The organism is Pigmentiphaga sp. YJ18 (assembly GCF_038066655.1).
Lineage (GTDB): Bacteria > Pseudomonadota > Gammaproteobacteria > Burkholderiales > Burkholderiaceae_B > Pigmentiphaga.
The window spans coordinates 490,406-515,844 of sequence record NZ_JBBUKU010000004.1 but is presented as its reverse complement, the minus strand read 5'-3'; the positions used below and the strand labels follow the sequence as shown (position 1 = coordinate 515,844).

Below are 25,439 nucleotides of genomic sequence, written 5' to 3'. Positions count from 1 at the left end.
CGCCGCCAGGTTCAGGTTGTTGATCGAGGTCTGCAGCTTCTGCCGCGCCGCCGCCGATTGCTGCTCGGGCGCCGTCAACGAAGAAGCCGGCAGGCCGTTGGGCAGCCGCCCCGTGGCCGTCGCCGTGCTCTGCGCCGCTCCCTTGGCCGCGAACCACGCCGGACTGAACGCATGCTGCGCATGCGCCGGATCGGCGAACGCTCCCGTCAGCGCCAGCGCCGCGATCGCCGCCGCCATCGGCGTACGCCGCCATGCGGCGCAACGCGCGGATCGGATTGAGAGCGTCACACGGGACGAAGCGACAGGCTGGACGGGCACGGACATATCGGGTCGGATCCTAGACAGATGAATCAGCTCGGGCGCGCAAGCCGCGCACCCCTATGTCCGTATAGACGCCGCCCGGGAAAAAGATGGAACAAAAACCCGCATGAATTTTTAGTGACAGGTCACCCCAGCATCACGACGTTCGCCACGCGGCGGACGTGGGCGGCATAGAGCTGCTGGATGAGGGTGATGGCCTGATCAGTATCCTGGATGGTGAAGCGGCCGCTGATGCGCTGGCGGGCCAGTTCGTCGCTCATCAGGATCACGCGGCCACTGCGATAGCGGTTGATCTCGGCCACCGCATCGGTCAGCGGCGTATCGTGGAAGACGATGTATCCCTGGCGCCATCCCGACGACGCGGCCGGCCCCTCGCCCATGACCACAAGCGTCCGGCCGGCGCCGTATGAAGCCGACTCGCGGGCGTACAAGGTCAGGACGCCGTGGGCATGGCGCACCTCGGCCCGGCCCTCGGTGCACAGCACCCGGGTTTCCTCATGGGGCAGATGCCTGACCTCCACGCATCCCGCCGCGAGCTGGATACGGCCCGATCCGGCCTGGATCTCGAGCGGCGCCCGGCCATCGCTGCGGATCTCGGCCTCGCCGGCGATCAGCTCGACCCGCAGGGGATCGGCCTGCCTTACCGTGATGCTGGTCTGGGTATTCAACAGCAGCTGGATGTGCGCGCTCAGGGCCACGCTAAGCTGTTCGCCCACGGCCGTGCGGTAATCCGCCCCCATCTCGGACCACGAAGGCCACAGCCCCAGGGGCGGATTCACCATGCCCACCACGCCCGCGGCCGTGGCGACCGCGGCGCCGACGAACCATCGGCGGCCCGGCGAGACCGGCCGCGCCATCCGCGCCTCCGGGATCCGGCGCCGAACCGTCTGCAGGACTTCGCCCATTTCGCGCCACTCCGCGCTCGCTTGCCGCCACATCTGCGCATGCATGGCGCTCTGCGCGCACCAGCGGCGCAGGGCTTCGGCATCGGCGGTGGTCGGACGGCCGACGGCCAGCCGCCGCGCCCAGGCACGCGCCTGCTGCAACACGGCGTCGACGCCGTCCGCGCCGGGGTCGTTCATAGGGCCTCCTGCCGTCATGCCGTGAAGCTTGGTGTCCATGTTCGTTTTTCCTTCTTCTTATAGACGTTTGGAGACGCGGATATGCGAACGCTTTTCTGCGGGATCTGACAATTTGTTGCCATCTCTGCCGAAACGGCCCGAAGCGGCCCCCACCGTTTCCCCCGCCGCCTCCATATGGCGCGCGCAGAATTCGTGCGCCGCCTGCAGCTCCCGGCTGATCAGCCGCGTAGATACCCCCCAGCGCTGGGCCAGCTCCTTCAGCGTCAGGCCATCGACCCGCGCGGCGTACAGTATGTCGCGCTGCCTGGCCGGCAAGGCGGCCAGCGCATCGGCCGCGCGCCCCAGATCGAAGCGGGCCTGCGCCACGCGCGACGGACCGGGCGCGGGGTCCGCCAGTTCGTACAGGTCGGCCACTTCGTCGGCGCTCAGGTAACGCTGCGTGCCGCGCAGCTTGTCGATCGCGGCATTGACGGCGGTATGCAGCAGGTAGGCCTGGGGATGCCTGACTTCGTTCAAACCCTCCCGATCCGCCAGTTGTACATAGGCATCGTGCAGCGCATCGCTCGCCAGCTCCGCCGACCCCAGGCGCCTGGCCAACTGCGCCTTGAGCGTTTCGTAGCGTTCGGCAAACAGCCGCTTCAGTTCGGCCAGGCCGCCGCCGGTCATGATGCGCAGGCCTTCAGGCGGCCGGCCTGCTGCGTCACCAGCAGCACGATCGGCTGGACCAGCGCCGGCGGCGGCTCGATTTCCAGCCGCGCCCCTTCCAGGCTGGCTTCGATGCGGGGTTCGAGTTCGGCATGCCCCTGGGCCGCGGCCTTGACCCGCCGCAGTTCGCCGGAGCCGCTGACGTAGGCACTGATCGCCAGCCGGTATCGGCCGATCGTCAGGCCGGTGTCGGCGCAAAGAATGCTGGTGGCCACGCGCTGCACCCGGCCGTAGAAAGCGGCATGAAGCGCGATCCCTCCTTCGCCCTGCGCCGCGGTTGACGCCGGTGGCTCGACCGGCACGATCACGAACGCCCCGGTCGAGGCGAACCTGGCCTGCATCCCGGTTCCCTGCAACAAGGCGGCCAAGGCGGCGTCGGGATCCAGGCTTCCATCGATGGCCGTCGATCGCAAGTGCGCCACCTGGCCGGCGTCGTAAAGCACTGACCGCCCGGTCGCCCGGCTATAGGCCTGCAACGCATCGTGCAAAGGCTGGCGGTCGATGACGAACGCGCTGGCGTCTCGTCCGGCTGTCGGCGCCGCAGCGGCGAGATTGACGAAGCCGCAGCAGAACGGCCCCAGGATCCAGGCAAGCAACATCATGCGCACACGGCGGGCGCGCGGACGGCGGACTGGCAGGCGGGCAACGGCAGACAGGACATTCCACCCCAAACGCGGCAGTTCTTCAGGGCCGCACGGCTGGACCGGACATGCGGCAAGGCCGCCGCATCGTAGCCGGCAAGCGTGACAACGGGATTACATCCGTTTCACCGCGCCGGCAGCTCCAGCGCCACGAACACCCTCGCTCCCCTTCGCTGTACCAGCAGTCCGGCCTCGATGCGCAGGACCTGCAGTTCCTGCGGCAACAGGGGGCGCACGACCATGCCCAGCGGCATCGCGGGATCCGGCCCCGCGGCAAGGGCCGGCCGGCTCGACATAGCTGATCAGGGCGCCAGCGGCCCGGCCAGGCAAAGACCGCCTGGCCGCCTAGCCCTTGGCCACAAAACTAAGTTCCAGTTGCAGCACCATAGGCTGGCGCATGTCCTGCGGGGGCGGTTCGGACAAGGACTGGGAAGTCAGCAGCGCGCGCAGGTCCTCGTCCGCCTGGGGCTGTCCCAGCGACGCGAACTCCAGCCGTTCGACGTTGCCCGCCTGCCCCACCCAGACGCGCACGATCAAGGGCGCCGGCGGCACGGCCGGCCCTTCCTGCAACATCCGCTCCTGCATCCAGGCATGCAGCCGCTGGACCGTCTCACTGTCGGGGTCGCTCAGCCAGGCCTGGAACTGATTGCCGGTCATCTGCGCATAGCTGATCCAGTGCTGCGGCACCGGTTGCGCGGGCGCCTGCGCCGCGGCGGGACTGCCCGCCGCCGTGGTCAGCCCCAGTCCCAGGGCACCGGCGAGGCGGAGGAGGCGCTCCCGGACGCGGGCGAACGGGCCGCCGCGCCCGCGAGAGCTGGATCGATTCGAAGAAGAAATCTGTGCCATGGTCGACAATGCGCAAAAGTGGGAAAACGGCGTCAGCCGCACAGGATGCCGACGGCCAGCGTGGCGGCACGGGCGGCTGGCGACTGGTTGGGGGCAAGCTGCGGAACGTCGCTCTGGGTGAAGGCAATACCGTTGTCGCGCAGGAAGGCCTTGACCTGTTCGGCGGAAATCGCGCGCACCTGCGAGGGCCCCTGCAACACGGCGCCGCCGGATGCGCGGCTCAGCATGCCGGTGGCCGCACCCGGCCACCGTGCCACGCGCTCGACCACCACGCCGGCCACCAATCCGTCGCCGCGCAGCACCGCGCTGCCGCTGGTGCCCGGCTTGACCCCCGATATCAGGTTCAGATCCTCGCCACCCGGCACGGTCAAGGCATTGCTCAACACGCTGCCGCGTTGCGGCATGCGTTGCAATACGCTGTAGGCCTCGGTGAACACGCCCGCGCTCCCCTCAGCTGCCCGCGCGCGTTCGGGAAAGGTGGCGCTGAGGTAAGGCACCAGGTCCGTACCCAGCACGGCCAGGTCGCGCTCGTTGCTGATGGCGCGCACACGCGCCTGCACCACCCTGCCGTCCTTGACGGCCAGGATGTCCCGGCAATGCTCGACGGCATGACGAGCCGTCAGTACGTCGCCCTGCGGATTCAGGAAGACGCCGGTGGCATGGGTCTCCGCCGTCGCCGACAGCCGCGGCGAAACGGCGGCCTGCCCCCATGCGAGCGGGGATACCAGCGCGGCGCATGCCGCCATGGAAACCGCGCGATGGCGAGTCGCCGTATCCACGCGCCCCCCTCGTTGAAAAGTCAGCCGCACAAAGTGCCTCGGGGTGATTGCCGGAATATGTCGGACATTCCGCTATTTCTATCTAGACGGAAATCGGCCGGCGAAACCCCCGGTTGTCACGAAAATTTCACACGACGAAGAGGAAAGCGAGGCGTCAGCGTTCCGCGCTCAGCAGGCGGCGCATGTAGCAGGCATCGGTGCCATAACCGTCGAGCTGGCCGGGATCCGTCGCCACGGGCTCGAAACCCAGCGCGGCCCAGTAGGGCCTGGCCGGCCCCAGCGATACCAGCGTCGCGCAGGCCAGGCCCGACGTACGCGCATGGCGCAGTCCGGCGCTGACCAGGGCACGGCCCACGCCTCGGCCAGCGGCGGCGGGCGCCACCGCGCAATCGTGCACGAACCAGCTATGCGCCCCCGCGGGCAGGGCCCGCAGCGGGACATTGAGCTGCGGCGGCTCGCCCAGCGTCCAGGGATAGGACACCAGATAGCCCAGCAGTTCGCCGTCGCCGCGCGCGATCCAGCAGGTGCGCGGCGACAGTTCGATGCGATTCAGGAAGAAGCCCGCATCCTCGAGCAGGTCGAAGCCGGCGTAGGCCTGGGCCTGCACCACCAGCACGGCCTCGACGTCGGCCGGCTGCATCGCCTGGACGGCGAAGCCCGCCGGAAAACGGAGGGAGCCGGACATCAGATCCCCTGCGCGTGCACCTTCTCCACCGGCGATTGCAGCTTGTTCAGCGCCGACAGATAGGCCTTGGCCGCCGCCACGACGATGTCGGGATCCGCCCCCACGCCGTTGACGATGCGGCCGGAGCGGGACAGCCGCATGGTGACCTCGCCCTGCGACTCGGTGCCGGTGGTAATGGCGTTGACCGAGAACAGCAGCAGTTCGGCGCCGCTGCGGGTATGGCTTTCGATGGCGTTCACCGTGGCATCGACGGGCCCGTTGCCCTGCGCCTCGGCCACCACCTCCTTGCCGTTCTCCGAGAACACCACGCGGGCGTGGGGCCGCTCGCCCGTTTCCGAGCGCTGCGCGAGCGCGACGAACCGGTAGGCGCCCTCGCCGGCTTCGCCCTGCTCGCCCGACACCAGCGCGTGGATGTCTTCGTCGAAGATCTCGGATTTGCGGTCCGCCAGATCCTTGAAGCGCGCGAAGGCCTCGTTCACCGCCTGCTCGGAATCGAGCTCGATGCCGAGTTCCTGCAAGCGCTGCTTGAACGCGTTGCGCCCGGACAGCTTGCCCAGCACGATCTTGTTGGCCGCCCAGCCGACGTCCTCGGCACGCATGATCTCGTAGGTCTGGCGCGCCTTGAGCACGCCGTCCTGGTGGATGCCCGAGGCGTGCGCGAAGGCATTGGCGCCGACGATGGCCTTGTTCGGCTGCACGACGAAGCCCGTGATGCCCGACACCAGCCGCGAGGCCGGCATGATCTGCGTGGCGTCGATGCCGACGTCCAGGCCGAAGTAGTCCTTGCGGGTCTTCACCGCCATCACCACTTCTTCCAGCGAACAGTTGCCGGCGCGCTCGCCCAGGGCGTTGATCGTGCACTCGACCTGGCGGGCGCCGCCTATCTTGATGCCGGCCAGCGAATTGGCCACGGCCAGGCCCAGGTCGTCGTGGCAGTGGACAGACCAGACCGCCTTGTCGGAATTGGGAATGCGCTCGCGCAGCTTGCGGATGAACTCGCCATATTGCTCGGGCACCGCATAGCCGACGGTATCGGCGACGTTGATGGTGGTGGCGCCTTCGGCGATCACCGCTTCCAGGACCCGGCACAGGAAATCCGGATCCGAGCGGCTGCCGTCCTCGGGCGAGAACTCGATGTTGTCCGTGTACTGGCGCGCGAAGCGCACCGCCAGCCGGGCCTGTTCGAAGACCTGGTCGGGCGTCATGCGCAGCTTCTTCTCCATATGGAGCGCGCTGGTCGCGATGAAGGTATGGATGCGCGCGCTGTTCGCGCCCCGCAGCGCCTCGCCCGCCCGCGAGATGTCGCGGTCGTTGGCGCGCGCCAGTGAACAGACGGTGGAATCCTTGATGGCCAGCGCGATGGCGCGGACCGATTCGAAATCGCCATTGCTGGCCGCGGCGAACCCCGCCTCGATGATGTCCACGCACAGCTTCTCGAGCTGCTTGGCGATGCGGACCTTTTCCTCGTGCGTCATCGAGGCGCCGGGACTTTGCTCGCCGTCGCGCAGCGTGGTATCGAAAACGATCAGTTTGTCGCTCATGACTATCTCTCCTTCCAAGAGGGGATTTTACCCCCCCACAAAAAAGCGGCCCTGCTTTTCAAGCCGGGCCGCCTTTTTCCGCTTTTTTCCTCGGGAACGCCTGTCAGGACATGGAGGAAGGCCTTCTGCTCTTTTTCCATTTCATGCCCCACAGCACGTAGCCGGACAGGCCGTAGATCACGAACAGCGCGAACAGCACGATGGGAGGGTCGCTGGAGATGAAGACGAAGGCCAGCACCACCAGCAGGATGGTCCAGAACGGCACGCTGCGCCCCAGCGCGAAGGACTTGCCGCTGAAGAACGGCGCGTTCGACACCATGCTGACGCCCGCGTAGACGGTCAGGCCGAAGGCCACCCAGGGCATCCACAGTTCGCGGATGGGCAGCTTGTTATCGACCGCCAGCCAGACGAATCCCGCCACCAGCGCCGCCGCCGCGGGGCTGGGAAGCCCCTGGAAGAAGCGCTTGTCCACCACACCGGTGTTGATGTTGAAACGGGCCAGCCGCAATGCCGCGCCGGCCACGTAGATGAAGGCCGCCAGCCAGCCCCACCGCCCCAGGCCGGTCAGGATCCATTCGTACATGACCAGCGCCGGCGCCACGCCGAACGAAGTCATGTCCGACAGCGAGTCGTACTGTTCGCCGAATGCCGACTGGGTATTGGTCAGGCGCGCGACGCGCCCGTCCATGCCATCGAGCACCATCGCGACGAAGATGGCGATGGCCGCCGCCTCGAAGCGGTCGTTCATGGCCTGCACGATGGCGTAGAAGCCGGCGAACAGGGCCGCCGTCGTGAATGCGTTGGGCAGCAGGTAGATGCCGCGGTGGCGATGCTCCAGATCTTTCACGACTGGACTCCGCCGGAAGAGGGATGGTCGAGGTGCACCCACGTTGCAATGCCCCCCATGGAATAAGGAGAAAGAGTGGTTTTGAGCATGAGGTGAAGGTTAACCGAAGCCGTGCCGGCAGGCCAATTGCGCGGGGCTGGCGCGGGAAGCTCGCACCAAGACCAATTTCCGCAGATAAAACCAAATGGTCCACTTTTGACGCCACTTTTCGAGATACGTTGAAACTCCATTTAATCCTGGATATCCCTGATTCTCCAGGCCATTTTCCGATTCCCTTTCTATTGACTTGCAAAACGCCGCGCTGCTAGATTGGTACAAACACAAAAACCATAGTTGTACCAATTGGAGACAGCATGCCCCACGTAGAATGGCACGGCGGTACCGAGCACTGGACCACGAAGGGCGACATCCGCCTGTTCCTGTGGCAGAAACCGGCCGCCACCGATGTTCCGTTCGCCGGCACGATCCTTTTCGTGCACGGCTCGTCCATGGCTTCGCAGCCCACGTTCGACCTGTCAGTCCCCGGCAGGCCGGACTCCTCCGTCATGGACTGGTTCGCCCGCCGGGGATTCGACACCTGGTGCATGGACAACGAAGGCTACGGCCGCTCCGACAAGCACCGACCGATCAATTTCGACATCGCCAACGGCGCCGACGACCTCGCCGCGGGATCGCAATACATCCTGGCGCGCAACGGCGGCAAGCCGCTGTTCGTCTACGGCATCTCGTCGGGCGCGCTGAAGGCAGCGCTGTTCGCGCAGCGCCATCCCGAGCGCGTCGCCCGCATCGCGCTCGATGCCTTCGTCTGGACCGGCGAAGGCAGCCCCACCCTGAAGGAACGCGCCAAGAAACTGCCCGAGTTCCAGGCCAGGACGCGTCGCCCCATCGACCGCGCCTTCGTCCACAGCATCTTCAACCGCGACCACCCCGGCACCGCCGACGACGCCACCGTCGAGGCCTTCGCCGACGCCATCCTGACCCTGGACGATTCCATGCCCACGGGAACCTACGTGGACATGTGCTCGAAGCTGCCGCTGATCGACCCGCTGCACCTGCGGGTGCCGACCCTGGTCATGCGCGGCGAATACGACGGCATCGCCAGCTTCGACGACCTGATGCGCTTCTTCGAACGGCTGCCCAACATGGACAAGCAGTTCACCGTCATGTCGGGCATCTCGCACGCCAGCTTCCAGCAGAAGAACTACCTGCGCGTCTATCACATCCTGCACGCCTTTCTCACGCTCCCCGAAGCCCGATACGGAGGTTGACTCCATGAAGCGCATCCACGGCATGGCATGGGCGGCACCGCTGCTCGCACTTTCGCTGCACGCAGGGGCCGCCGAGACTTATCCGGAACGTCCGGTCAAGGTCATCGTCCCTTTCGAACCCGGCGGTTTCACCGATGTCGTGGCGCGCGTCGTCACCCAACAGCTCAGCAGCGCGCTGGGCCAGTCCTTCATCGTCGAGAACAAGCCCGGCGCCGGCTCGACCATAGGCACGGACTTCGTGGCCAAGGCGGCTCCCGACGGCTACACCCTCGAGATCGTCTCGACCAACCACGTCACCAGCCACCGGCTGTACAAGAACCTGGACTACGATCCGATCAAGAGCTTCACGCCCATCGCCAAGCTGGCGGACAGCCCGTACGTGCTTTTCGTCAACACCAAGCTGCCCGTCCAGTCGGTGCAGGAACTCATCACGCTGTCCAAGTCGAACGGCTCCCACCTCCGATACGCCTCATCCGGCAACGGCAGCACGCAGCACCTGATGGGAGCGCTGTTCCTGGCCAAGTCCGGCGCCAATCTGGAACACGTTCCCTATCGCGGCAGCGGCGGCGCCATGAAGGACCTGGCGGCGGGCTTCGTGGAAACCAGCTTCGCAGCCGTGTCCAACGGCCTGCCGCACGTCAAGAGCGGCAAGATCAAGGCGCTGGGCGTCACCAGCACGCGCCGCAACGCCCAACTGCCGGACGTGCCCAGCCTGGCCGAAGCGGGCGTCCCGGACTACGACGCGGTGGTGTGGCTGGCGCTGCTGGGGCCGGCGGGAATGCCCAGGAACATCGTCGCGCGCCTGAACGAGGCGGTACGCGCCGGACTGTCCAAGCCCGAGGCGCGTGAAGCTCTGGCCGGGGCAGGCGTGGACGTCGCGGTGTCCACGCCAGAAGAACTGGCGCAATACATGGCGCAGGAGAACCGCATGTGGGGCGACGTCATCCGCGGCCTGGATATCCGGATCGATTGACGGCGGGTATCGCCCCGGTTGGCGTTTCCGGCTGGGTGAACGCCGCCGCGTGGTCGCGCGCCCACTGCGCGAACGCGCGGGCCGGACGGCCCGTCACCCGCTCGACCGCATCGGTAACCGCGGGCGCGGTCGCCACCGATTTCAGCGCATAGTCGAGCAGTCGCTCCGCGACCTCGACCGGCGTGCCGGCCGGGCGCGCGGCCAGGGCCTGCTCCCGCGTCAACGCCTCGAAGCGCAGCGGCTTGCCGATGGCCTCGGCAATGGCCCGCACCTGGCCCGCCTGGGTGATGACGGCGGGCCCCGTCAACGCATAGGCATGGCCCTCGTGCGCGGCATCCAGCAATGCCGCCACCGCCGCCGCGGCCACGTCGTCCTCGTGGATGGGGTTGCGCTGCGCGTCGGGATACGCCGCCCGCACGACGCCTTCGCGGCGGATGGAGTCGGCCCAGGCGCAGGCGTTGGCGGCGAAACTGTCCGGCCGCAGGAATGTCCAGCGCAGCCCCGCCTCGCGCACCGCCGCTTCGGCGGCGGCATGGCGCGCCGCGATGGGATTGATGCGCGGATCGGCCTTCTGGGTGGCGGCCGAGGACAGCAGCACGACCCGCCGCACGCCCGCCTCGCGGGCCACGCGCACGATCGACCCGGTACCGGATGCGGGTGTGAACAGGAACAGGCGGTCCACGCCCTCGAACGCATGCGCCAGGCTTCCGGGCGCGGACAGGTCCCCCGCGCAAGCTTCCACGCCGGCGGGAAAAGCGGCGGCCGAGGGATCCCGCGCCAGGGCCCGCACGCGCTCGCCGGCCTGCACGAGGCGGCGCACCACGCACCCGCCGACGTTGCCGGTCGCGCCGGTCACCAGGATCATGGCGCGCTCAGCGACACAGGACCGTGCGCAGCGCGCGGCCGATGCCGGCGTTGTCGGCGCCACGCCAGGCCACGACGCCATCGGGCCGCACCAGGACGGTCTGCCGTTCGCCGGCATGCAGCGGGGCCGTGGACTTGACCGGATAAGCCTTCAGCTCGATGCCCAGCTCATCGGCGGCCGCCCGGGCCGCCTCGGCGCCGCCCGGCACGGCCGTGAAGGCCATGAACCACGGCCCCAGCAAATGACGCGGAGCAACCCTTCCGCCATCCACGCCCTCCAGCTCGACATAGGGCACGCGCGCACCCGGGCGTCCCGAGGCCCGCGCGGGATGCTCGAAGCGCTGGTCCTCGGTGCCGGGCTCGGGCACCAGTGCTCCGTTGGGCGGGCAGATGTAGCCGAACAGCAGCGTGGCATGGTCCAGCGGCGCGCCGATGCGTTCGGCCAGCGTATCGATGCGGCGACGCTCGGCCAGGTTGGCGACCTGCCAGTTGCAGACCTCTTCCGCGTAGGGCTGGCGTTCGATCTCGTAGCTGTCCAGCAGCGACGGGCCGGCCTTGCCCTGGATGACCGCGGCCAGCTTCCAGCCCAGGTAGTAGCCGTCCTGCACGGCGGTATTGCCGCCCTGCCCGCCGGTGGGCGGCATCACGTGCGCGGCGTCGCCCGTCAGCAGCACGCGGCCGGCGCGGAAGCGGTCGGCGATGCGATGGCCGTAGTCGTAGCTGACCGTGCCGATGATCTCGAAGTCCAGGTCGGGCAGGCCGGTCATGATCTTGATGATCTCGCGCATGCCGGCCTCGTCGCGCTCGGGATCAGCGGACATGTTGGCGACCCATTCGTCCTTGTAGTCGGTGCTGACCAGCACGCCCGCGCCATCGGGTAGCGCAGGGTTCTGCAGGTAGTGGATGACCATGGCGTTGTCGCCCGCCCATTGGGTCAGGTCGGCCTTGAAGCGCACGGCGGTGACCGACTTGATCGCGCCCAGGCCGTGCGTGCCTATGCCCAGCCAGCCGGCGATGCTGCCGCGTATGCCGTCGGAGGCGATCACGTACTTGGCGCGCACCGTGCGGGCCTGCCCGGTTTCCATGTCGCACAGCGTCAGGTCCACGCCCTCGTCGTCCTGCACCAGCGCTTCGCAGCGGGTCTTGAAGCGCACCTGCGCCCCCAGTTCCAGCGCGCGGCGCAGCAATGCCTCTTCGGCGCGGGCCTGGCTGGCCATGCCCGGACGCTCGGGCGAGAACATGGAGAAGTCGGGGCGGTGCGCGACGTGATCGTAGAGCACCTTGCCGGTCAGGCTTTCCGACACCACCGAGGTGATTGCCGGCTTGCCCGGCGGCATGGCCTTGTGGATGGCCTCGGCCAGGCCGGCGGTGCGCAGGGCCTCCATGGTGACCGGGTTGGCTCCGCGCGCTTTCGGCAGAATGGAGGTGCCTTCGCGGCGCTCGACCACCAGCGCCTTCACGCCGTTCATGCCGAGGAAGACCGCGCTGGAAAGACCGGCCAGGCCGGCGCCGACGATCACGACGTCGATATGCTCTGTGCTCACGATGTAGCTCTTATGAAAGATAGTATGTGGGGAAAATGGACAGGTCGGGGACTGACGGTCAGAGAGATGCGCCTTTCTCCCAGAACACCACGCGGCTGCGCAGCTTGACGACGATCCGGTCGCTGACGAAGCCGATCGCGCCCAGCGTGGCGACCACGGCGAAGGCCGATGCGGTATCGAAATACGATGCCGAACGCGCGATCAGGTAGCCCAGGCCCTGCGAATCGCCGATGAACTCGGTCACGGTCATCACGATCAGCATGATGGGCACCGCCACGCGCAGGCCGGTGAACACGAAGGGCAGCGCGCTCGGCACGATCACGTCGGTCAGCAGCCGCCAGCGGCCGGCGCCGGTATTGCGGGCCAGCCACTCCATCTTCGGCGCGACGGCGCGGGCGCCGGCGTAGCAATGCACGAAGATCGGAAAGAAGCACTCCAGCGCCACCTGGGCGATACGCGAGCCCGCGCCCAGTCCCAACAGCAGGATGATGACCGGGTACAGCGCCAGCTTGGGCACCGGGTAGCCGAAGGTGACGAAGGGGCCCAGCGCGACATCCACCACCCAGCTGCGGGCCGCCACGAAACCCAGCAGGCCCGCCACCAGGAACGAGATCGCCAGCCCGGCGAAACCGCGCGTCAGCGTGACCGCGGCGTGCTCCAGCAATTCGCCGTCTTCCAGCAGTTGCATGAAGCTCTGCCCGATGGCCTCCAGGCCCGGCGTCAGGCGCGTGCCGTTCATCGTGGCGTAGAGCTGCCAGGCCCCCAGCACCGCGGCCAGGCCCAGTGCCTTGAGCACCGGACTCGACAGCAGGATCGCAGCCAGGCCCCGGTCCGCGGACCTGCCTCGCACCGCTCCGGAAAGCGGACGGGCCGCGCGGATATCGGCATCAGCCATGGCCACCCCCTCCCGCATGGCGGCCACCGCCCAGGGCACGCACCACCAGTTGCAGCACGGCGTTCGAGACCACGCCGCACAACGCGACGGCGACGATGCCCGCGTACATGGCGCCGTACTCGCCATCGCGGTACGCCTCCATCAGGCCGGCGCCCAGGCCGTTGGAATGCCCGACCACCTCGGTGGCGACCATCAGGACGAAGGAAATCATCAGGCTGATGCGTACGCCCACCAGCGCACGCGGCATGGCCGCCGGCACCACCACCTGAAAGAAGGTGCGCAGCTTCGAGGCGCCGGCGTTGCGCGCCACCCAGAGCAGCCGCGCGTTGATGCCCAGCGCGCCGTTCATCGCGTTCAGGTAGGACGGATAGAAGGCGCTGATGGCGATCACGAGGATGCGCGACTTGTCGGTAAAGCCCAGCAGCACCGCGATGGCCGGAAACAGCGCGATCTTGGGAATGGGATGGGTGAACGACTGGGTCAGGTCGAACAGGTCGCGGAACACCCGCGAGACGCCGGCCAGGAGGCCGAGCATGACGCCGATGGCGCTGCCGATGAAAAAGCCGCTCAGGGCGCGGTAGAGGCTAGGCCCGGTCTGCGCGGCCAGATCGCCGCCGCGGGCCAGTTCGACGAAGGCCCGGGCGATCTCGATGGGCCCGTAGATGTATGCGGGCAGGACGCCCGCCATCGCCAGTGCTTCCCACGCTGCCAGGACGAACATCGTGAACAGGCTCGATATCAGCCAGGTCCGTTCGCGCGAGGCGCCCGGGAAGGATTGCCTGCGCATCAGTTGCGCGGCCATGCTGCCCGACGTGCTCATCGCCCGGCCTCCGCCATCGCGGGCGTGCTCCGCGCCGACTCGCGGCGCAGCACTTCCCACAGGTGCGAACGATATTCGAGAATGCGCGGATCGGCCTTGGTTTCCGACGAACGCGGCCGGGCGAGCTCGATGGCGCAATCCTCGACCACGCGTCCGGGCGAGGCCCCCATCACGACCACCCGGTCGCCCAGGAAAATGGCCTCGTTGATGTCGTGCGTGATGAAGACCACCGTCAGGCCCGAGGCCTGCCACAGCCGGGTCAGTTCCTCCTGCATGACCTCGCGCGTCTGCGCGTCGAGCGCGCCGAAGGGCTCGTCCATCAGCAGCACGCTGGGCTCCATCGCCAGCGTCCGCGCCAGCGCCGCGCGCTGGCGCATGCCGCCGGACAGTTCGCCGGGATAGGCATTGCCGAACCGCGCCAGGCCGACCCTGGCCAACAGTTCGTCGGCCCGCGCATGCGCCTCGCGCCTGGGCGTGCCGGCCACCTGCAGCGGCCAGGCCACGTTGGCCCGCACCGTGCGCCACGGGAACAGCATGGCCTCCTGGAAGACCATGCCGCGATCACGGCCGGGACCGGTAATGGGCCGGCCCTCGATCTCGACACTGCCCTCGGTCGGGAACTCGAAGCCCCCCAGCATGTGCAGCAAGGTCGTCTTGCCGCACCCGCTGGGACCCAATATGGTCAGGAACTCGCCCTTGCGAACCGTCAGGTCCACCGCGCTCAGCGCATTGACGACGTGCTTGCCGCGACGAAACGTCTTCGTCACCTTTTTGACTTCTAACAAAAGAACTCCTCGAGCGAAAACACCCACACAACCTGAATGCCCCAGGGCACGGCGGATCTGGCTTTGCCAGTCCGCCCGTGCCGCCCCCTTGAGGGGGCCCGCGCAGCGGGTAGGGGGTGAGCCTATTTCCTGGTCAAGGAATAGCCCGGCATCACCAGCTTGGCGGCGGGCTGCACCATGGACGGCGGCAGGAAGCGGGAAGTCGCCATGTCCTTCATCGTGGCGTCGAACTCGGCCAGCGAAACCGCGCCGTCGGGACTGCGTCCGCCGTCGGCACCGGCCTTGGCCGAGAACGGCGTCACGTACTTGGCGGCGATCAGCTTCGGATAGGCCGCCTCGCGGTTGGCCGACCAGTTGGCCAGGGCCTGCTGGTAATCCTTGCGCCACGCGCAATAGGCCTGAGGATGGGCCTTGATGAACCTGGGCGAGAAGAAGATCAGCAGGCTGGGCTGGCTGGCTCCGCCCGTGGCCTGGAACGGCGTCATGATGGTTTCCACGCCGCCCGCGGACTTCGCCTTGAACAGGAACTGGCGGGCCAGCCAGGCCACGTCTATCTGGCCGTTGCGCAAGGCCTGCTCCTGGGCGGGCGGCGGCAGCGATACGAACGAGACGTCGTTCGGCTTCATGCCCGCGCGCCGCAGCGCGCTCTTGACCCAGTATTCACTGATGGTATTCGGCCCGTAGTAGCCGACCTTCTTGCCCTTGAAATCCTTGATGTCGCGGATGCCGCCGCTGGACAACGATGCGAACGCGCCTTCGTTGTCGGCCTCGTTGACCTGGACCAGCGAGGCGACCGCCCGCGCGTCGATGCCCACGTGCACCGCCGTCACCAGCGAGGGAAAGCTGATCGTGCCGGCGTCGATCTGCCCGGCCTGGAAGGCCGTCATGCGGTCCGTGGACGTGAACTCCGTGACCTGCATGGTGTAGAACTTGCCATTGCCGGGATAGCTGGCCTGGTCCGCCCACAGCAGCGCCAACGGCTCCTCGCCGCCGCCGGTCGTGCCGTAGCGGATGGCGACCGGCGAGGACTTGGCCCCGGACAGGTCCACCGCCGCGCAGGCATCGCCTTCGGCGGCAAGCGCGGGCAAGGCACCGGCCGACAGCGCCAGGATCAACACTCCTCGCGCGGCGGTGATCGATGAAGGAAAAGCACCAAGGGATAAAACCGGCATCGCAGGGCTCCTGGATCGAATGGAACGCAACAGGAGGCATTCTGCGATTTTTTATTTGATATAGTCAAACATAAAAGCGCTGGAGTTTTCCCTAACACCACCTCCAGCCAACCCTATGAATTTCGTTATTTCCCGTTAAATCAAGGACTTCACGAAAAACAGCAAACCCTTAAGCCTCTGCACAATTAAATGAATAAGTCATACTTCAAGGCTTGAACCGTCAGTCCACCAACTGCCGGGCCCGGGCAATGAAGCCATCCAGGCGGGCATAGACGACGGCAAGCTCGCTTTCCGGCAGGTCCCCGACCACGTGCCGATTGCGGGCCGCCGCCGCGTCCGCCAGGCGCCGGCGCATCTCCTCGCCTTCCCCGGTCAGCGTCAGCACGGTCTCGCGGCTGTCTTCCTCGCTGCGCCGGCGTTCGACGAATCCGCGCTCGACCAGCCCGGACACCGTCCGGCTCATCTGGCCGGCATCCAGCATCGCGTGGTAGGCCAGTTCGCCGATGGAGACCGGCTCGAACGCCCCCAGCAGCGTGACCGCCAGCCATTCGACCTGCGAAAGCCCGTACTCCGCCTTGGCGAACTGCACCGCGCTGCGGGTCAGCACCCGGCTGAGCGCATTGACGCGCGGCGCCAGCAGGCCGAAGCGATGGAACGAAAACTCCTTGAGATGGGACACGCCGCGGCCGCCGGCCGCCGGCTCAGCTCCGGACGTCTCGGCGCGCAGCCACAGGAATTCGCGCACCTCGTCGGGGGTCGGCCGACGCCCCGCCAGCGTGGGCAGCAGCCTTTCGTAGTAACGCAGGCGGGCCGCATGATCCCGGCGCGCCCCACCTTGAGCCGCCACCAGGCTGCGCCCGGCGAAACGCCCGAAGCGCCGCATCTCGCGCACCAGGAATTCCGCGATCCGCAGCAACTCGGGCTCATGGACCGCATCAAAACCGGCAAACCGCAGCTCCGCGGGCCGGCGCGCACCCCGCCCGCGCCGCTGCGCGCCTTCGCCGCCCAGCACCTGTGCCCGCTGGGCCTCGGAAAAATCCTCGAACGCGGACTCGAACACTTCCCACATTTCGAGCACCGACAGCACGAAGCGAGCGTCGTCCGGCGATGCCGACGAGGACGCCGGACTGTACAGCCCGCCCATCTCCAGATCAGCGGCCCAGTGATTGCCGGTCGCGAATCCCCGGCATACGGCATCCACCCGCTCCGCCGGCGCGCCCAGGTGGCGAAACAGGTCGCCCATGAAGGCCATCAGGGTCTTCTCGCCGTCGCTGAACCGGGGACCGCCGGCAGGCGCGCCCGCCAGGCCGCGCTCGATCAGCGCCCGGACCGCCTGCGCCCGCGATGCGCCCGCCATGTGCGCGTCGCGCCAGGCGTCGATGGCGGCCCCGGACGACTCGTCCAGGCGCATTTCGAATCGTTCGGTCTTGGCCATGCCGACTATCTCCGTAATTTGTACGGCATTCTACCGTATTCCTTACGGGAACCACCGGGAGAGAACATGGAGGCCGAATTAAGACTCGCCTAAGCCGGCGGCCGCAGCATGATCCCGTCATCGAGCGTTTCCTCAATCAAGGCTTGCGACTTTTTGCCTGTGCCCGGCGCACGAGGAGATTCACCATGAAGACGACCGCATTGCTCCAAACCCCTGCCGAACGCAACACGCGCGGCGGATGGATGCACGGTCCCCGCCGCTGACGAGACGGGCCCGGCGTCAGGCGGCGTCGATGCGCACCTTGCCCGAGCGGACCAGGTCGGACACCGCCTTGACCTCGGCCAGCAGGCTTTTTTCAAGGTCCGCGGGCGCGCCGCCCACGGGAATGAAACCCTGCTCGATCAGCTTGCCGCGCACCTCCGCATCGGTCAGCGCCTGGTTGATCGCCCGGTTCAGGCCGCCTATCGCCGCCGCCGCGGTGCCCGCCGCGACATAGGTGCCGAAGGCGATCTCGGCCACGAAGTCCGGGATGCCCGCCTCCGCCACGGTGGGCACGTCGGGCAGGCGATCCAGCCGGTCGGCGCTGGTCACCGCCAGCGCGCGCAGGCGGCCGGACTTCACGTGCTGCTCGGCCGCCGCCACCGTCGCGAACACCAGCTGGATCTGGCCGCCCAGCAGGTCGGTCATCATCGGCCCCGTGCCGCGATACGGCACGTGCAGGATGTCGATGCCAACCTGCGAACGGAAACGCTCCGTCGCCAGGTGCTGCGGCGTGGCATTGCCCGGCGAACCGAAAGTCAGCGTGCCGGGCTTGCTCCTGGCCAGCTGCACGAACTCGCCCAGCGTCTTCGCCGGCACGCCGGGATTGACCGCGACCAGATAGGGCGAACGGGCGATCATGCACACCGGCGCCAGTTCCGCGCCGATCTGCGACAGCGGACGGCTGTAGTAGCGCACGGACGGCACCAGCCCCGAGAACAGCAGCGTGTTGCCATCGCGATCGGACTTGGCCACGTATTCGGCGCCGACGATGCCGCTGGCCCCGGGCTTGTTCTCGACCACGACCGGCCGGCCCAGCAGTTTTTCCAGCCGGTAGCCGATGGCCCGCCCCAGCACGTCCGTGCCGCCGCCGGGCGGGAACGGCACCACCACGTGCAGCGGGACGTTGCCGCCCGCGCCTTGCGCGTGCCCCTTCCCCAGGTAGGCCGAGGACGCCAGCGCGGCCATCGCGCCCAGCATGTGTCTGCGTTGCATGTCTTGTCTCCTTGCTTGGTATGGGTGCGGGCCGCTCAGGCGGCCCTTCGCGTACCGCCGGGCCCCAGGAAGTCCCTGAGCGCCGCCGCGGCAGCCATCACGCCCTCGACGGGCAACATGTGCTTCTGTCCCGGCACGATCCGCAGCGCGGCGTCGGGAATGGACCGCGCCAACTCCTCGGCCATGCGGGGCGTGGACCCGGTATCCTGGTCGCCCGTCAGCACCAAGGCCGGACAGCGGATCTGCGGCGCCGCCTCGGGCAGAACGCCATCCGCGCCGGCGAAGATGCGATAGGCCGCCAGGAAATCCTGACGCCGGTTGGCCAGCAGCCGCTGCCGGATCGCCTCGACACGGCCCGGCGCCGCCTGGATGAAGGCGGGCGAGAACCAGCGCTCGACGGATGCCTGCGCGCCCGCCACCTCGTCCCCGTCCTCGGCCTGCTCCAGCCTGGCCCGCACGGCGTGGCGCTCGGCTTCGGTACGGCGAAAGACCGTGCTCATCAGCACCAGCTTCCCCACGTCGCCAGGATGGCGCGCGGCAAAACGCCCGGCCACCAGCCCCCCCATCGAATATCCCACCACGCAGGGCTGGCGCAAGCCCTCCGCGCACAGCACCTCGCCCAATTGCGCCACGTACCGGTCCAGCTCCGCCTCGCCCGCCGGCAGGGGCGTGCCGCCGTGCCCCAGCATGTCATAGCGGATCAGTTCGAACTCCCCGTCCAGCGCCCGCGCCAGTTCGTCCCACATGCCCAGGTCCAGGCCGACGCCATGGATCAGGACGACGGGGGCCCCCGCGCCGCTGCGGACCACGCGGGTCGGCCAGATCACGAGGCCTCCTTCCCGGACGGGTCCAGGCCCATCTCGCGCATGTCCTGGTAACGGTCGCCGATGCGGTGGTGCGGCCGGCCGCCCACGCTGGCGCCCAGCGCGACGACGACTTCATCCGCCGCCGGCGCGTCGGCGATGGTCGCCTGCACCGTCAGGTAATGGGACCGCATCCCCTCGTCGTTCTTGTGCATCATCGGCACGACGATGGGGCAGCCCATCGCGCCCCGCGAGTTGGTGAAACTCAGATAGCTCGTGCCGCCCACCGCGTTCCGGTACGTGTTCCCGAAGCGCAGCGTATGGATCAGCGCCGAGGCGTGCTCGACCTCGCCGTCGGCCCCGACCACGGCGGCCTTGCCATAGCCTTCCACGCGCTCGCCGGATCCCGTGTGCTTCAGGATTTCCCCGACCAGCAGATCGCCCAGCGGCGGCGCGATGCGCAGGATCTCCGGGCGCAGGTCCTCGGTGTATGGCTTTCCCGCCCACGGATTCTTCAGGACCGCGGCGCTCAGCACCATCAATAGGGGCCGCCCGGCCTTCCTGCCCCCTTCCACCCGCGTTTCCTCGACATACGAAACGACCTTGCGCACTTCCAGCGTCATGCGACCTCCTTCTTGTCCTGGGGACATGGTCGCCACGGCTCCAGATTTTGCCAAGGCAAATTTGTGGAAATAAAATTCGGAAAACCTGAATTTCCGGAACCCGCATGGACCCATTCAAGATCCAGCACCTGCGGCAATTCGTGGCCGCCGTCGACAGCGGCAGCTTCCTCGCGGCGGCCCAGGCCACCTTCCGTTCGCAGGCCGCCGTCTCCGCCGCCATGGACGACCTGCAACGCCAGGTGGGCGCCGCCCTGTTCGAACCCGGCAAACGGGCCCGCCCCACGCCGCTGGGCTGGAGCCTGCTGCCCCTGTTCCGCGAACTGCTGGCGATCCACGACCGCGTCCGGCTGGAAGCCAACGAACTGGCGCAGGCGCGCCACGGCTCGGTGTCGCTGGCGGTCATGCCTTCGCTGGCGGACGAATGGCTGCCCGACATCCTGGACCGCTACACCCGCCGGTTTCCCCAGGTCCGCCTGCGGGCCATCGACATGCCTTCGCAGGCCGTGCGCCAGCTGGTGCTGAGCGGCGAAGTCGACATCGGCATCGCCGGCCTCCTGGCCGACGAACCCCGGCTGGACTTCCTGCCCATCGCGCGCGACGAATTCGGCATCATCTGCCCGCCCTCGCATCGCCTGGCCGGACGGCGCAAGCCCGTGGACTGGAACGAACTCCAGGGCGAACGCCTGATCGCCAACGCCACCTTCGAAGCCCTGCGCCACCCCGACATCCCGCCATGGGTGGCCACGCCCAGCATGACCGTCACCAACCGGACCTCGCTCATCGCCAGCGTGCGCTCGGGCCTGGGCATCACCATCCTTCCCACCCTGGCCCGCCCGGCACGCCGCCACAAACTGGCCTTCGTCCGCCTGCACCGCCCCGTCATCGCCCGCACCGTCGGCCTGGTCACCCGCCCCGGCCAAAGCCTCTCCCCCGCCGCCCGCCACATGCACGAGCTGCTGGTCGAACTGATGCGCGAGCTCGCCGCCGACAAAGGCGGTGAACTCCTCTCCTGACTGGCAAAAGAAAAACCCCCACGCAAGCGTGAGGGTTCAAGACCCAGGATGCGGTGGATCCGGCTTTGCCGGTCCACCCGCATCGCCCCCTGGGGGGCGCGCGCAAGCGCGTAGGGGGGGGTTCTAGTTCTTGCTCTGATCGACCAGCTTGTTCTTGCGGATCCAGGGCATCATGTCGCGCAGCTTGCCGCCAACCACCTCGATATCGTGCTCGGCGTTCAAACGACGGCGCGACTTCAACGTCGGGGCGCCGGCCATGTTCTCCAGCAGGAAGCTCTTGGCATATTCGCCGGTCTGGATGTCCTTCAGGACGGCGCGCATGGCGTTCTTGGTGTCTTCGTTCACGATGCGCGGGCCGGTGACGTACTCGCCGTATTCCGCGTTGTTCGAGATCGAGTAGTTCATGTTCGCGATGCCGCCTTCGTAGATCAGGTCGACGATCAGCTTGAGCTCGTGCAGGCACTCGAAGTAGGCCATCTCGGGCGCGTAGCCGGCTTCCACCAGCGTCTCGAAGCCAGCCTTGATCAGCTCGACGGTACCGCCGCACAGCACGGCTTGTTCGCCGAACAGGTCCGTTTCGGTTTCTTCGCGGAAGTTGGTCTCGATGATGCCGGCACGGCCGCCGCCGTTGGCCATGGCGTACGACAGGGCGATGTCGCGGGCGGCGCCGGACTTGTCCTGATGCACGGCCACCAGGTGGGGCACGCCGCCGCCCTGGGTGTACGTGCCGCGCACGGTATGGCCGGGGGCCTTGGGAGCGACCATGATGACGTCGATGTCTTCGCGGGGCACGACGGCGCCGTAGTGGACGTTGAAGCCATGGGCGAAGGCCAGCACGGCGCCCTTCTTCATGTTGGGGCCGACGTTCTCGGCGTAGACCTTGGCGATGTTCTCGTCGGGCAGCAGGATCATGACGACGTCGGCATCCTTCACCGCCTCGTTCACTTCCTTGACCGTCAGGCCGGCGTTGGCGGCCTTGTCCCACGACGCGCCACCCTTGCGCAGGCCGACCACGACCTTGACGCCGGAGTCGTTCAGGTTCTGGGCATGGGCATGGCCTTGCGAACCGTAGCCGATGATGGCGACGGTCTTGCCCTTGATCAGCGACAGATCACAATCTTTATCGTAGAAAACTTTCATGAGATTCTCCGGAATCAATTCAAAACTCAAGATTCAAAATTCAAAAAAACACAACCGCCCCCACCCCAACCCCGAAGTAAAAAACCTCCGGAACCCAGGGCACAGCGGATCCGGCTCCGCCGGTCCGCCAGTGCCGCCCCCTGGGGGGCGCGCGTAAGCGCGTAGGGGGGGTCAGATTTTCAATACCCGTTCGCCACGACCCACGCCGCAGCTGCCGGTGCGCACCGTTTCAAGAATGCTGGCACGATCGAGCGCCTCGATGAAGGCGTCCAGCTTGCCCTTGTCGCCGGTCAGTTCGACGGTATAGCTCTTGTCGGTCACGTCGACGATATGGCCGCGGAAAATATCGACCATCCGCTTCATTTCCTCGCGCTCCTTGCCCACCGCGCGAACCTTGATCAGCATCAGTTCGCGCTCGATGTGCGGCGCCTCGGTCAGGTCCACCACCTTGACCACCTCGACCAGGCGGTTCAGGTGCTTGGTGATCTGCTCGATGACGTCGTCGGAGCCCGAGGTGACGATGGTCATGCGCGAAAGCGTGGCATCCTCGGTCGGGGCGACGGTCAGGGTCTCGATGTTGTAGCCGCGGGCCGAGAAAAGCCCAACCACCCGGGAAAGTGCGCCGGCTTCGTTCTCCAGGAGCACGGATATGGCATGTCTCATGTGCGCTCCTTAAAGGTCTTCGGAACCGAGCAGCATCTCGGTCAGGCCCTTGCCGGCCTTCACCATGGGCCACACGTTTTCCGTGCGGTCCGTGATGATATCCAGGAACACCAGGCGTTTCTTGTGCGTGGTGAAGGCTTCGCGCAGCGCGCCCTCGACGTCGCGCGGGCTTTCGATGCGCATGCCGACGTGGCCGTAGGCCTCGACCAGCTTGACGAAGTCAGGCAGCGAATCCATGTACGACTCGGCATAGCGCGAACCGTAGTCGATCTGCTGCCACTGGCGCACCATGCCCAGGTACCGGTTGTTCAGGCACAGGATCTTGGGGCTGAGATGGTACTGCTGGCAGGTCGACAGCTCCTGGATGTTCATCTGGATCGAGCCTTCGCCGGTGATGACGGCGATGTCGGCATCCGGATGCAGCATCTGCACGCCCATGGCGTACGGCAGGCCGACGCCCATGGTGCCCAGGCCACCGGAATTGACCCAGCGGCGCGGCTTGTTGAAGCGGTAGTACTGCGCGGCCCACATCTGGTGCTGGCCCACGTCCGAGGTCACGAAGGCTTCGCCGCGGGTGATCTCGCACAGCTTCTCGATCACGAACTGCGGCTTGATGACTTCGTCGGAGGACTTGTACTTCAGGCACTCGCGCTCGCGCCAGGCACCGATCTGCTTCCACCATCCGGCGATCTGCTCGGGATTGCGCCGGGTTTCCTTGAGCGAGGCCTCGACCTGCGCCAGGAAGTCCAGCAGCACGTCCTTGACGTCGCCCACGATGGGCACGTCGACCTTCACGCGCTTGGAGATCGACGACGGGTCGATGTCGATGTGGACGATCTTGCGGGCGTTCTGCGCGAAATGCTTGGGATTGCCGATGACGCGGTCGTCGAAGCGGGCGCCGATGGCCACCAGCACGTCGCAGTGCTGCATCGCCATGTTGGCTTCGTAGGTGCCGTGCATGCCTGGCATGCCCACGAAGCGGCGGTCATCCGCGGGGAACGCGCCCAGGCCCATCAGCGTGTTGGTGCAGGGCATGTCCAGCATCTGCACGAGCTTGGTCAGCTCGGGCGCGGCGTCGGACAGGATCACGCCGCCGCCGGTGTAGATCATGGGGCGCTCGGCCTGCAGCAGCAGCTGGACCGCCTTCTTGATCTGGCCCTGGTGTCCCTTCACGACGGGCGAGTAGGAACGCATCTTGATCTCGCCCGTGGGCGGGGTGTATTTCCCGCGAGCGATCGTGATGTCCTTGGGAATGTCGACCAGCACGGGACCGGGACGGCCGGTGCGGGCGATGTAGAAGGCCTTGCGGATGACGTCCGCGAGGTCCTTGACGTCCTTGACCAGGAAGTTGTGCTTGACGCACGGCCGGGTGATGCCGACCGTGTCAGCTTCCTGGAATGCATCCTGGCCGATGGCCGAGGTGGGCACCTGGCCGGTCAGCACCACCATGGGAATCGAATCCATGTAGGCGGTGGCGATGCCGGTGACCGCGTTGGTCACGCCGGGACCGCTGGTGACCAGCGCCACGCCGACGCGGTTCGATACGCGCGAATACGCGTCCGCGGCGTGCACGGCTGCCTGCTCGTGACGCACCAGGATGTGCTTGAATCTGTCTTGCTTGAAGATCTCGTCGTAGATGTACAAGACCGAGCCGCCCGGATAGCCGAACACATGTTCGACACCTTCGTCGGCCAGGGCGCGCACGACGATCTCTGCGCCTGTGAGTTCCATTGGATTTTCGTCCATTCAAGTTCGCGCTGACGCCCCGGGCGGTACTGCCATCGGCAGGGAAACCAAACCTGCGCGGGCACCGGCAACATGCGGCGACGCTTCACGGTTCACGGAACCGTTCCACTCGCCCACCCTGCCGACCTCGCGCACGTTCACCGGAACGAGCACTGAAGGTTGAAACGGAAGGCCGGGACCGGACTGCCTTCGCCCCTGGGGCTAAGGCCGCCACAACGCTTTTGGCGCGGGCCAGGCTTGGTTGACTGCACTGCATGGCGCGCAGGGGTGCCTGGCGCCAGATGAAGCTCTCTGCCGTTGGCTTTTGTAACGCTTTCGGCGAGCCCGCTAGGCTATCAGGAATGTTGCGGTGCGGTCAAGGCTCGCCGCAGCGACTGGGACTTTCCCCCGGGTCGCGGGCGCGGCCGGGCGTAGCCGGCCGCGCTCGGGTTATCGTAGCGCCCCATGAACGACACCCCATCCGCTTCCCCCGCCCCCCAGGCCGCGCCGGGCCGCTGGCGCCGGTTCGCCTGCATGATGTACGAAGCCATCCTGCTGTTCGGGGTGGTGTTCGTGGCCGACTACCTGTTCGACACCCTGACCCAGAGCCGGCACGCGCTCATGCTGCGGCACGAACGCCAGGCGTGGCTGTTCTGCGTCATCGGCGTCTATTTCGTGCTGTGCTGGCGGCTGGGCGGTCAGACCCTGCCGATGAAGACCTGGCACATCCGGCTGGTCGACGCCAACGGCGGCCGCCCCCCAGTCTGGAAGGCCGTGCTGCGCTACGTCCTGGCCTGGCCCTTCACCCTGACCGGCCTGGGTTTCGTCTGGACCTTCTTCGACCGCGACCGCCAGTTCCCGCACGACCGCCTAGTCGGCACCCGTCTCGTCTCCACCCGTTGACCCATCCCTCATCAGGCGCCGCAAATCCGGCGCCTGATGTTGCATTTTTCCCGAAATCCCCTGCCGGCCAGTCGATGTTCAGCTTTCTGTAAGCCGACGACGCCTATCTTCC

Annotated in this window: 27 protein-coding genes; 4 read left to right on the top strand and 23 right to left on the bottom strand. The window is 67.3% G+C overall.

Features of this window, described 5'->3' with window-relative positions; translation table 11 throughout:
- The 10 genes from WKR98_RS24935 to pssA form a co-directional block, all read right to left on the bottom strand.
- On the bottom strand, positions 1–237 hold a 237-nt coding region (locus WKR98_RS24935), incomplete at its 3' end, for a hypothetical protein (protein ID WP_341434941.1).
- A 209-nt stretch (positions 238–446) separates the two neighbouring features.
- The gene (locus WKR98_RS24930) at positions 447–1,442 is read right to left on the bottom strand and encodes a FecR family protein (RefSeq protein WP_341434940.1); all 996 of its coding nucleotides are present in this window, start codon (positions 1,440–1,442) and stop codon (positions 447–449) included.
- An 18-nt stretch (positions 1,443–1,460) separates the two neighbouring features.
- The gene (locus WKR98_RS24925; RefSeq protein WP_341434939.1) at positions 1,461–2,069 is read right to left on the bottom strand and encodes an RNA polymerase sigma factor; all 609 of its coding nucleotides are present in this window, start codon (positions 2,067–2,069) and stop codon (positions 1,461–1,463) included.
- Entirely contained in the window at positions 2,066–2,710 is a 645-nt protein-coding gene (locus WKR98_RS24920) for an STN domain-containing protein (RefSeq protein WP_341434938.1), read from the bottom strand. Before WKR98_RS24920 ends, WKR98_RS24925 begins: the two co-directional genes overlap by 4 nt.
- 164 nt (positions 2,711–2,874) lie before the next feature.
- The gene (locus WKR98_RS24915; RefSeq protein WP_341434937.1) at positions 2,875–3,045 is read right to left on the bottom strand and encodes a hypothetical protein; all 171 of its coding nucleotides are present in this window, start codon (positions 3,043–3,045) and stop codon (positions 2,875–2,877) included.
- Positions 3,046–3,094: 49 nt separating this feature from the next.
- Positions 3,095–3,595, bottom strand: a complete 501-nt coding sequence (locus WKR98_RS24910; RefSeq protein ID WP_341434936.1) for a YbaB/EbfC family DNA-binding protein — start codon at positions 3,593–3,595, stop codon at positions 3,095–3,097.
- Positions 3,596–3,627: 32 nt separating this feature from the next.
- Positions 3,628–4,374: a S1 family peptidase gene (locus WKR98_RS24905; protein WP_341434935.1), complete on the bottom strand. Its 747-nt coding sequence runs from the start codon at positions 4,372–4,374 to the stop codon at positions 3,628–3,630.
- A 154-nt stretch (positions 4,375–4,528) separates the two neighbouring features.
- The gene (locus WKR98_RS24900) at positions 4,529–5,059 is read right to left on the bottom strand and encodes a GNAT family N-acetyltransferase (RefSeq protein ID WP_341434934.1); all 531 of its coding nucleotides are present in this window, start codon (positions 5,057–5,059) and stop codon (positions 4,529–4,531) included.
- Entirely contained in the window at positions 5,059–6,600 is a 1,542-nt protein-coding gene (locus WKR98_RS24895; protein ID WP_341434933.1) for a 2-isopropylmalate synthase, read from the bottom strand. Before WKR98_RS24895 ends, WKR98_RS24900 begins: the two co-directional genes overlap by 1 nt.
- A 103-nt stretch (positions 6,601–6,703) precedes the next feature.
- Entirely contained in the window at positions 6,704–7,489 is a 786-nt protein-coding gene (pssA, locus tag WKR98_RS24890) for a CDP-diacylglycerol--serine O-phosphatidyltransferase (protein ID WP_192901759.1), read from the bottom strand.
- Between the two features lie 311 nt (positions 7,490–7,800).
- Here pssA and WKR98_RS24885 point away from each other — a divergent pair, with 311 nt between their 5' ends.
- Together WKR98_RS24885 and WKR98_RS24880 are read left to right on the top strand one after the other, a co-directional pair.
- Positions 7,801–8,715: an alpha/beta hydrolase gene (locus WKR98_RS24885; protein ID WP_124690113.1), complete on the top strand. Its 915-nt coding sequence runs from the start codon at positions 7,801–7,803 to the stop codon at positions 8,713–8,715.
- Positions 8,716–8,719: 4 nt separating this feature from the next.
- On the top strand, positions 8,720–9,688 hold the full coding sequence (locus WKR98_RS24880; protein ID WP_341434932.1) for a Bug family tripartite tricarboxylate transporter substrate binding protein: 969 nt from the start codon (positions 8,720–8,722) through the stop codon (positions 9,686–9,688).
- Here the strand turns inward: WKR98_RS24880 and WKR98_RS24875 are convergent.
- The 10 genes from WKR98_RS24875 to WKR98_RS24830 form a co-directional block, all read right to left on the bottom strand.
- Positions 9,657–10,553, bottom strand: a complete 897-nt coding sequence (locus WKR98_RS24875; RefSeq protein WP_124690115.1) for an NAD(P)H-binding protein — start codon at positions 10,551–10,553, stop codon at positions 9,657–9,659. The two genes, WKR98_RS24880 and WKR98_RS24875, sit on opposite strands and share 32 nt — an antisense overlap.
- 7 nt (positions 10,554–10,560) lie before the next feature.
- Positions 10,561–12,096 (bottom strand): FAD-dependent monooxygenase, encoded by a 1,536-nt coding sequence (locus WKR98_RS24870; protein WP_341434931.1) that lies wholly within the window; start codon positions 12,094–12,096, stop codon positions 10,561–10,563.
- A 58-nt stretch (positions 12,097–12,154) separates the two neighbouring features.
- Positions 12,155–12,991, bottom strand: a complete 837-nt coding sequence (locus WKR98_RS24865; protein WP_341434930.1) for an ABC transporter permease — start codon at positions 12,989–12,991, stop codon at positions 12,155–12,157.
- Positions 12,984–13,811: an ABC transporter permease gene (locus WKR98_RS24860; RefSeq protein WP_341434929.1), complete on the bottom strand. Its 828-nt coding sequence runs from the start codon at positions 13,809–13,811 to the stop codon at positions 12,984–12,986. Before WKR98_RS24860 ends, WKR98_RS24865 begins: the two co-directional genes overlap by 8 nt.
- Positions 13,808–14,578, bottom strand: a complete 771-nt coding sequence (locus tag WKR98_RS24855) for an ABC transporter ATP-binding protein (RefSeq protein WP_341434928.1) — start codon at positions 14,576–14,578, stop codon at positions 13,808–13,810. The genes WKR98_RS24860 and WKR98_RS24855 overlap by 4 nt, the downstream gene beginning before the upstream one ends.
- Positions 14,579–14,718: 140 nt before the next feature.
- A complete protein-coding gene (locus WKR98_RS24850; protein ID WP_124690120.1) occupies positions 14,719–15,768 on the bottom strand; it encodes an ABC transporter substrate-binding protein in 1,050 nt (349 codons plus the stop codon).
- Between the two features lie 220 nt (positions 15,769–15,988).
- The gene (locus WKR98_RS24845) at positions 15,989–17,203 is read right to left on the bottom strand and encodes a MarR family transcriptional regulator (RefSeq protein WP_124690121.1); all 1,215 of its coding nucleotides are present in this window, start codon (positions 17,201–17,203) and stop codon (positions 15,989–15,991) included.
- A 279-nt stretch (positions 17,204–17,482) separates the two neighbouring features.
- A complete protein-coding gene (locus WKR98_RS24840; RefSeq protein WP_341434927.1) occupies positions 17,483–18,457 on the bottom strand; it encodes a Bug family tripartite tricarboxylate transporter substrate binding protein in 975 nt (324 codons plus the stop codon).
- 35 nt (positions 18,458–18,492) lie between these two features.
- Positions 18,493–19,284 (bottom strand): alpha/beta fold hydrolase, encoded by a 792-nt coding sequence (locus WKR98_RS24835; RefSeq protein WP_341434926.1) that lies wholly within the window; start codon positions 19,282–19,284, stop codon positions 18,493–18,495.
- Positions 19,281–19,883 (bottom strand): amino acid synthesis family protein, encoded by a 603-nt coding sequence (locus tag WKR98_RS24830; protein WP_341434925.1) that lies wholly within the window; start codon positions 19,881–19,883, stop codon positions 19,281–19,283. The genes WKR98_RS24835 and WKR98_RS24830 overlap by 4 nt, the downstream gene beginning before the upstream one ends.
- Positions 19,884–19,987: 104 nt before the next feature.
- On the opposite strand from WKR98_RS24830, the gene WKR98_RS24825 reads away from it, so the two are divergent.
- The gene (locus WKR98_RS24825) at positions 19,988–20,896 is read left to right on the top strand and encodes a LysR family transcriptional regulator (protein ID WP_341434924.1); all 909 of its coding nucleotides are present in this window, start codon (positions 19,988–19,990) and stop codon (positions 20,894–20,896) included.
- 123 nt (positions 20,897–21,019) lie between these two features.
- Here the strand turns inward: WKR98_RS24825 and ilvC are convergent, their stop codons facing one another.
- The 3 genes from ilvC to WKR98_RS24810 form a co-directional block, all read right to left on the bottom strand.
- Positions 21,020–22,036 carry a ketol-acid reductoisomerase gene (gene ilvC, locus WKR98_RS24820; protein ID WP_124690126.1) on the bottom strand — a complete coding sequence of 339 codons (1,017 nt, stop codon included), beginning with the start codon at positions 22,034–22,036 and terminating at the stop codon, positions 21,020–21,022.
- A 171-nt stretch (positions 22,037–22,207) separates the two neighbouring features.
- A complete protein-coding gene (ilvN, locus tag WKR98_RS24815; RefSeq protein ID WP_087841377.1) occupies positions 22,208–22,699 on the bottom strand; it encodes an acetolactate synthase small subunit in 492 nt (163 codons plus the stop codon).
- Positions 22,700–22,708: 9 nt separating this feature from the next.
- Positions 22,709–24,430, bottom strand: a complete 1,722-nt coding sequence (locus tag WKR98_RS24810; RefSeq protein WP_341434923.1) for an acetolactate synthase 3 catalytic subunit — start codon at positions 24,428–24,430, stop codon at positions 22,709–22,711.
- A gap of 459 nt (positions 24,431–24,889) precedes the next feature.
- Here WKR98_RS24810 and WKR98_RS24805 point away from each other — a divergent pair, with 459 nt between their 5' ends.
- On the top strand, positions 24,890–25,327 hold the full coding sequence (locus tag WKR98_RS24805) for an RDD family protein (RefSeq protein WP_124690128.1): 438 nt from the start codon (positions 24,890–24,892) through the stop codon (positions 25,325–25,327).
- Positions 25,328–25,439: the final 112 nt, after the last annotated feature.

What these genes read in the sequence shown, in the direction of transcription:
- WKR98_RS24930 (WP_341434940.1), bottom strand. Translation starts at nt 1,442, where the DNA reads ATGGACACCAAGCTTCACGGCATGACGGCAGGAGGCCCTATGAACGAC.
- WKR98_RS24925 (WP_341434939.1), bottom strand. Translation starts at nt 2,069, where the DNA reads ATGACCGGCGGCGGCCTGGCCGAACTGAAGCGGCTGTTTGCCGAACGC.
- WKR98_RS24920 (WP_341434938.1), bottom strand. Translation starts at nt 2,710, where the DNA reads ATGATGTTGCTTGCCTGGATCCTGGGGCCGTTCTGCTGCGGCTTCGTC.
- WKR98_RS24915 (WP_341434937.1), bottom strand. Translation starts at nt 3,045, where the DNA reads ATGTCGAGCCGGCCGGCCCTTGCCGCGGGGCCGGATCCCGCGATGCCG.
- WKR98_RS24910 (WP_341434936.1), bottom strand. Translation starts at nt 3,595, where the DNA reads ATGGCACAGATTTCTTCTTCGAATCGATCCAGCTCTCGCGGGCGCGGC.
- WKR98_RS24900 (WP_341434934.1), bottom strand. Translation starts at nt 5,059, where the DNA reads ATGTCCGGCTCCCTCCGTTTTCCGGCGGGCTTCGCCGTCCAGGCGATG.
- WKR98_RS24895 (WP_341434933.1), bottom strand. Translation starts at nt 6,600, where the DNA reads ATGAGCGACAAACTGATCGTTTTCGATACCACGCTGCGCGACGGCGAG.
- WKR98_RS24885 (WP_124690113.1), top strand. Translation starts at nt 7,801, where the DNA reads ATGCCCCACGTAGAATGGCACGGCGGTACCGAGCACTGGACCACGAAG.
- WKR98_RS24880 (WP_341434932.1), top strand. Translation starts at nt 8,720, where the DNA reads ATGAAGCGCATCCACGGCATGGCATGGGCGGCACCGCTGCTCGCACTT.
- WKR98_RS24875 (WP_124690115.1), bottom strand. Translation starts at nt 10,553, where the DNA reads ATGATCCTGGTGACCGGCGCGACCGGCAACGTCGGCGGGTGCGTGGTG.
- WKR98_RS24865 (WP_341434930.1), bottom strand. Translation starts at nt 12,991, where the DNA reads ATGGCTGATGCCGATATCCGCGCGGCCCGTCCGCTTTCCGGAGCGGTG.
- WKR98_RS24860 (WP_341434929.1), bottom strand. Translation starts at nt 13,811, where the DNA reads ATGAGCACGTCGGGCAGCATGGCCGCGCAACTGATGCGCAGGCAATCC.
- WKR98_RS24850 (WP_124690120.1), bottom strand. Translation starts at nt 15,768, where the DNA reads ATGCCGGTTTTATCCCTTGGTGCTTTTCCTTCATCGATCACCGCCGCG.
- WKR98_RS24845 (WP_124690121.1), bottom strand. Translation starts at nt 17,203, where the DNA reads ATGGCCAAGACCGAACGATTCGAAATGCGCCTGGACGAGTCGTCCGGG.
- WKR98_RS24840 (WP_341434927.1), bottom strand. Translation starts at nt 18,457, where the DNA reads ATGCAACGCAGACACATGCTGGGCGCGATGGCCGCGCTGGCGTCCTCG.
- WKR98_RS24830 (WP_341434925.1), bottom strand. Translation starts at nt 19,883, where the DNA reads ATGACGCTGGAAGTGCGCAAGGTCGTTTCGTATGTCGAGGAAACGCGG.
- WKR98_RS24825 (WP_341434924.1), top strand. Translation starts at nt 19,988, where the DNA reads ATGGACCCATTCAAGATCCAGCACCTGCGGCAATTCGTGGCCGCCGTC.
- ilvC (WP_124690126.1), bottom strand. Translation starts at nt 22,036, where the DNA reads ATGAAAGTTTTCTACGATAAAGATTGTGATCTGTCGCTGATCAAGGGC.
- ilvN (WP_087841377.1), bottom strand. Translation starts at nt 22,699, where the DNA reads ATGAGACATGCCATATCCGTGCTCCTGGAGAACGAAGCCGGCGCACTT.
- WKR98_RS24810 (WP_341434923.1), bottom strand. Translation starts at nt 24,430, where the DNA reads ATGGAACTCACAGGCGCAGAGATCGTCGTGCGCGCCCTGGCCGACGAA.
- WKR98_RS24805 (WP_124690128.1), top strand. Translation starts at nt 24,890, where the DNA reads ATGAACGACACCCCATCCGCTTCCCCCGCCCCCCAGGCCGCGCCGGGC.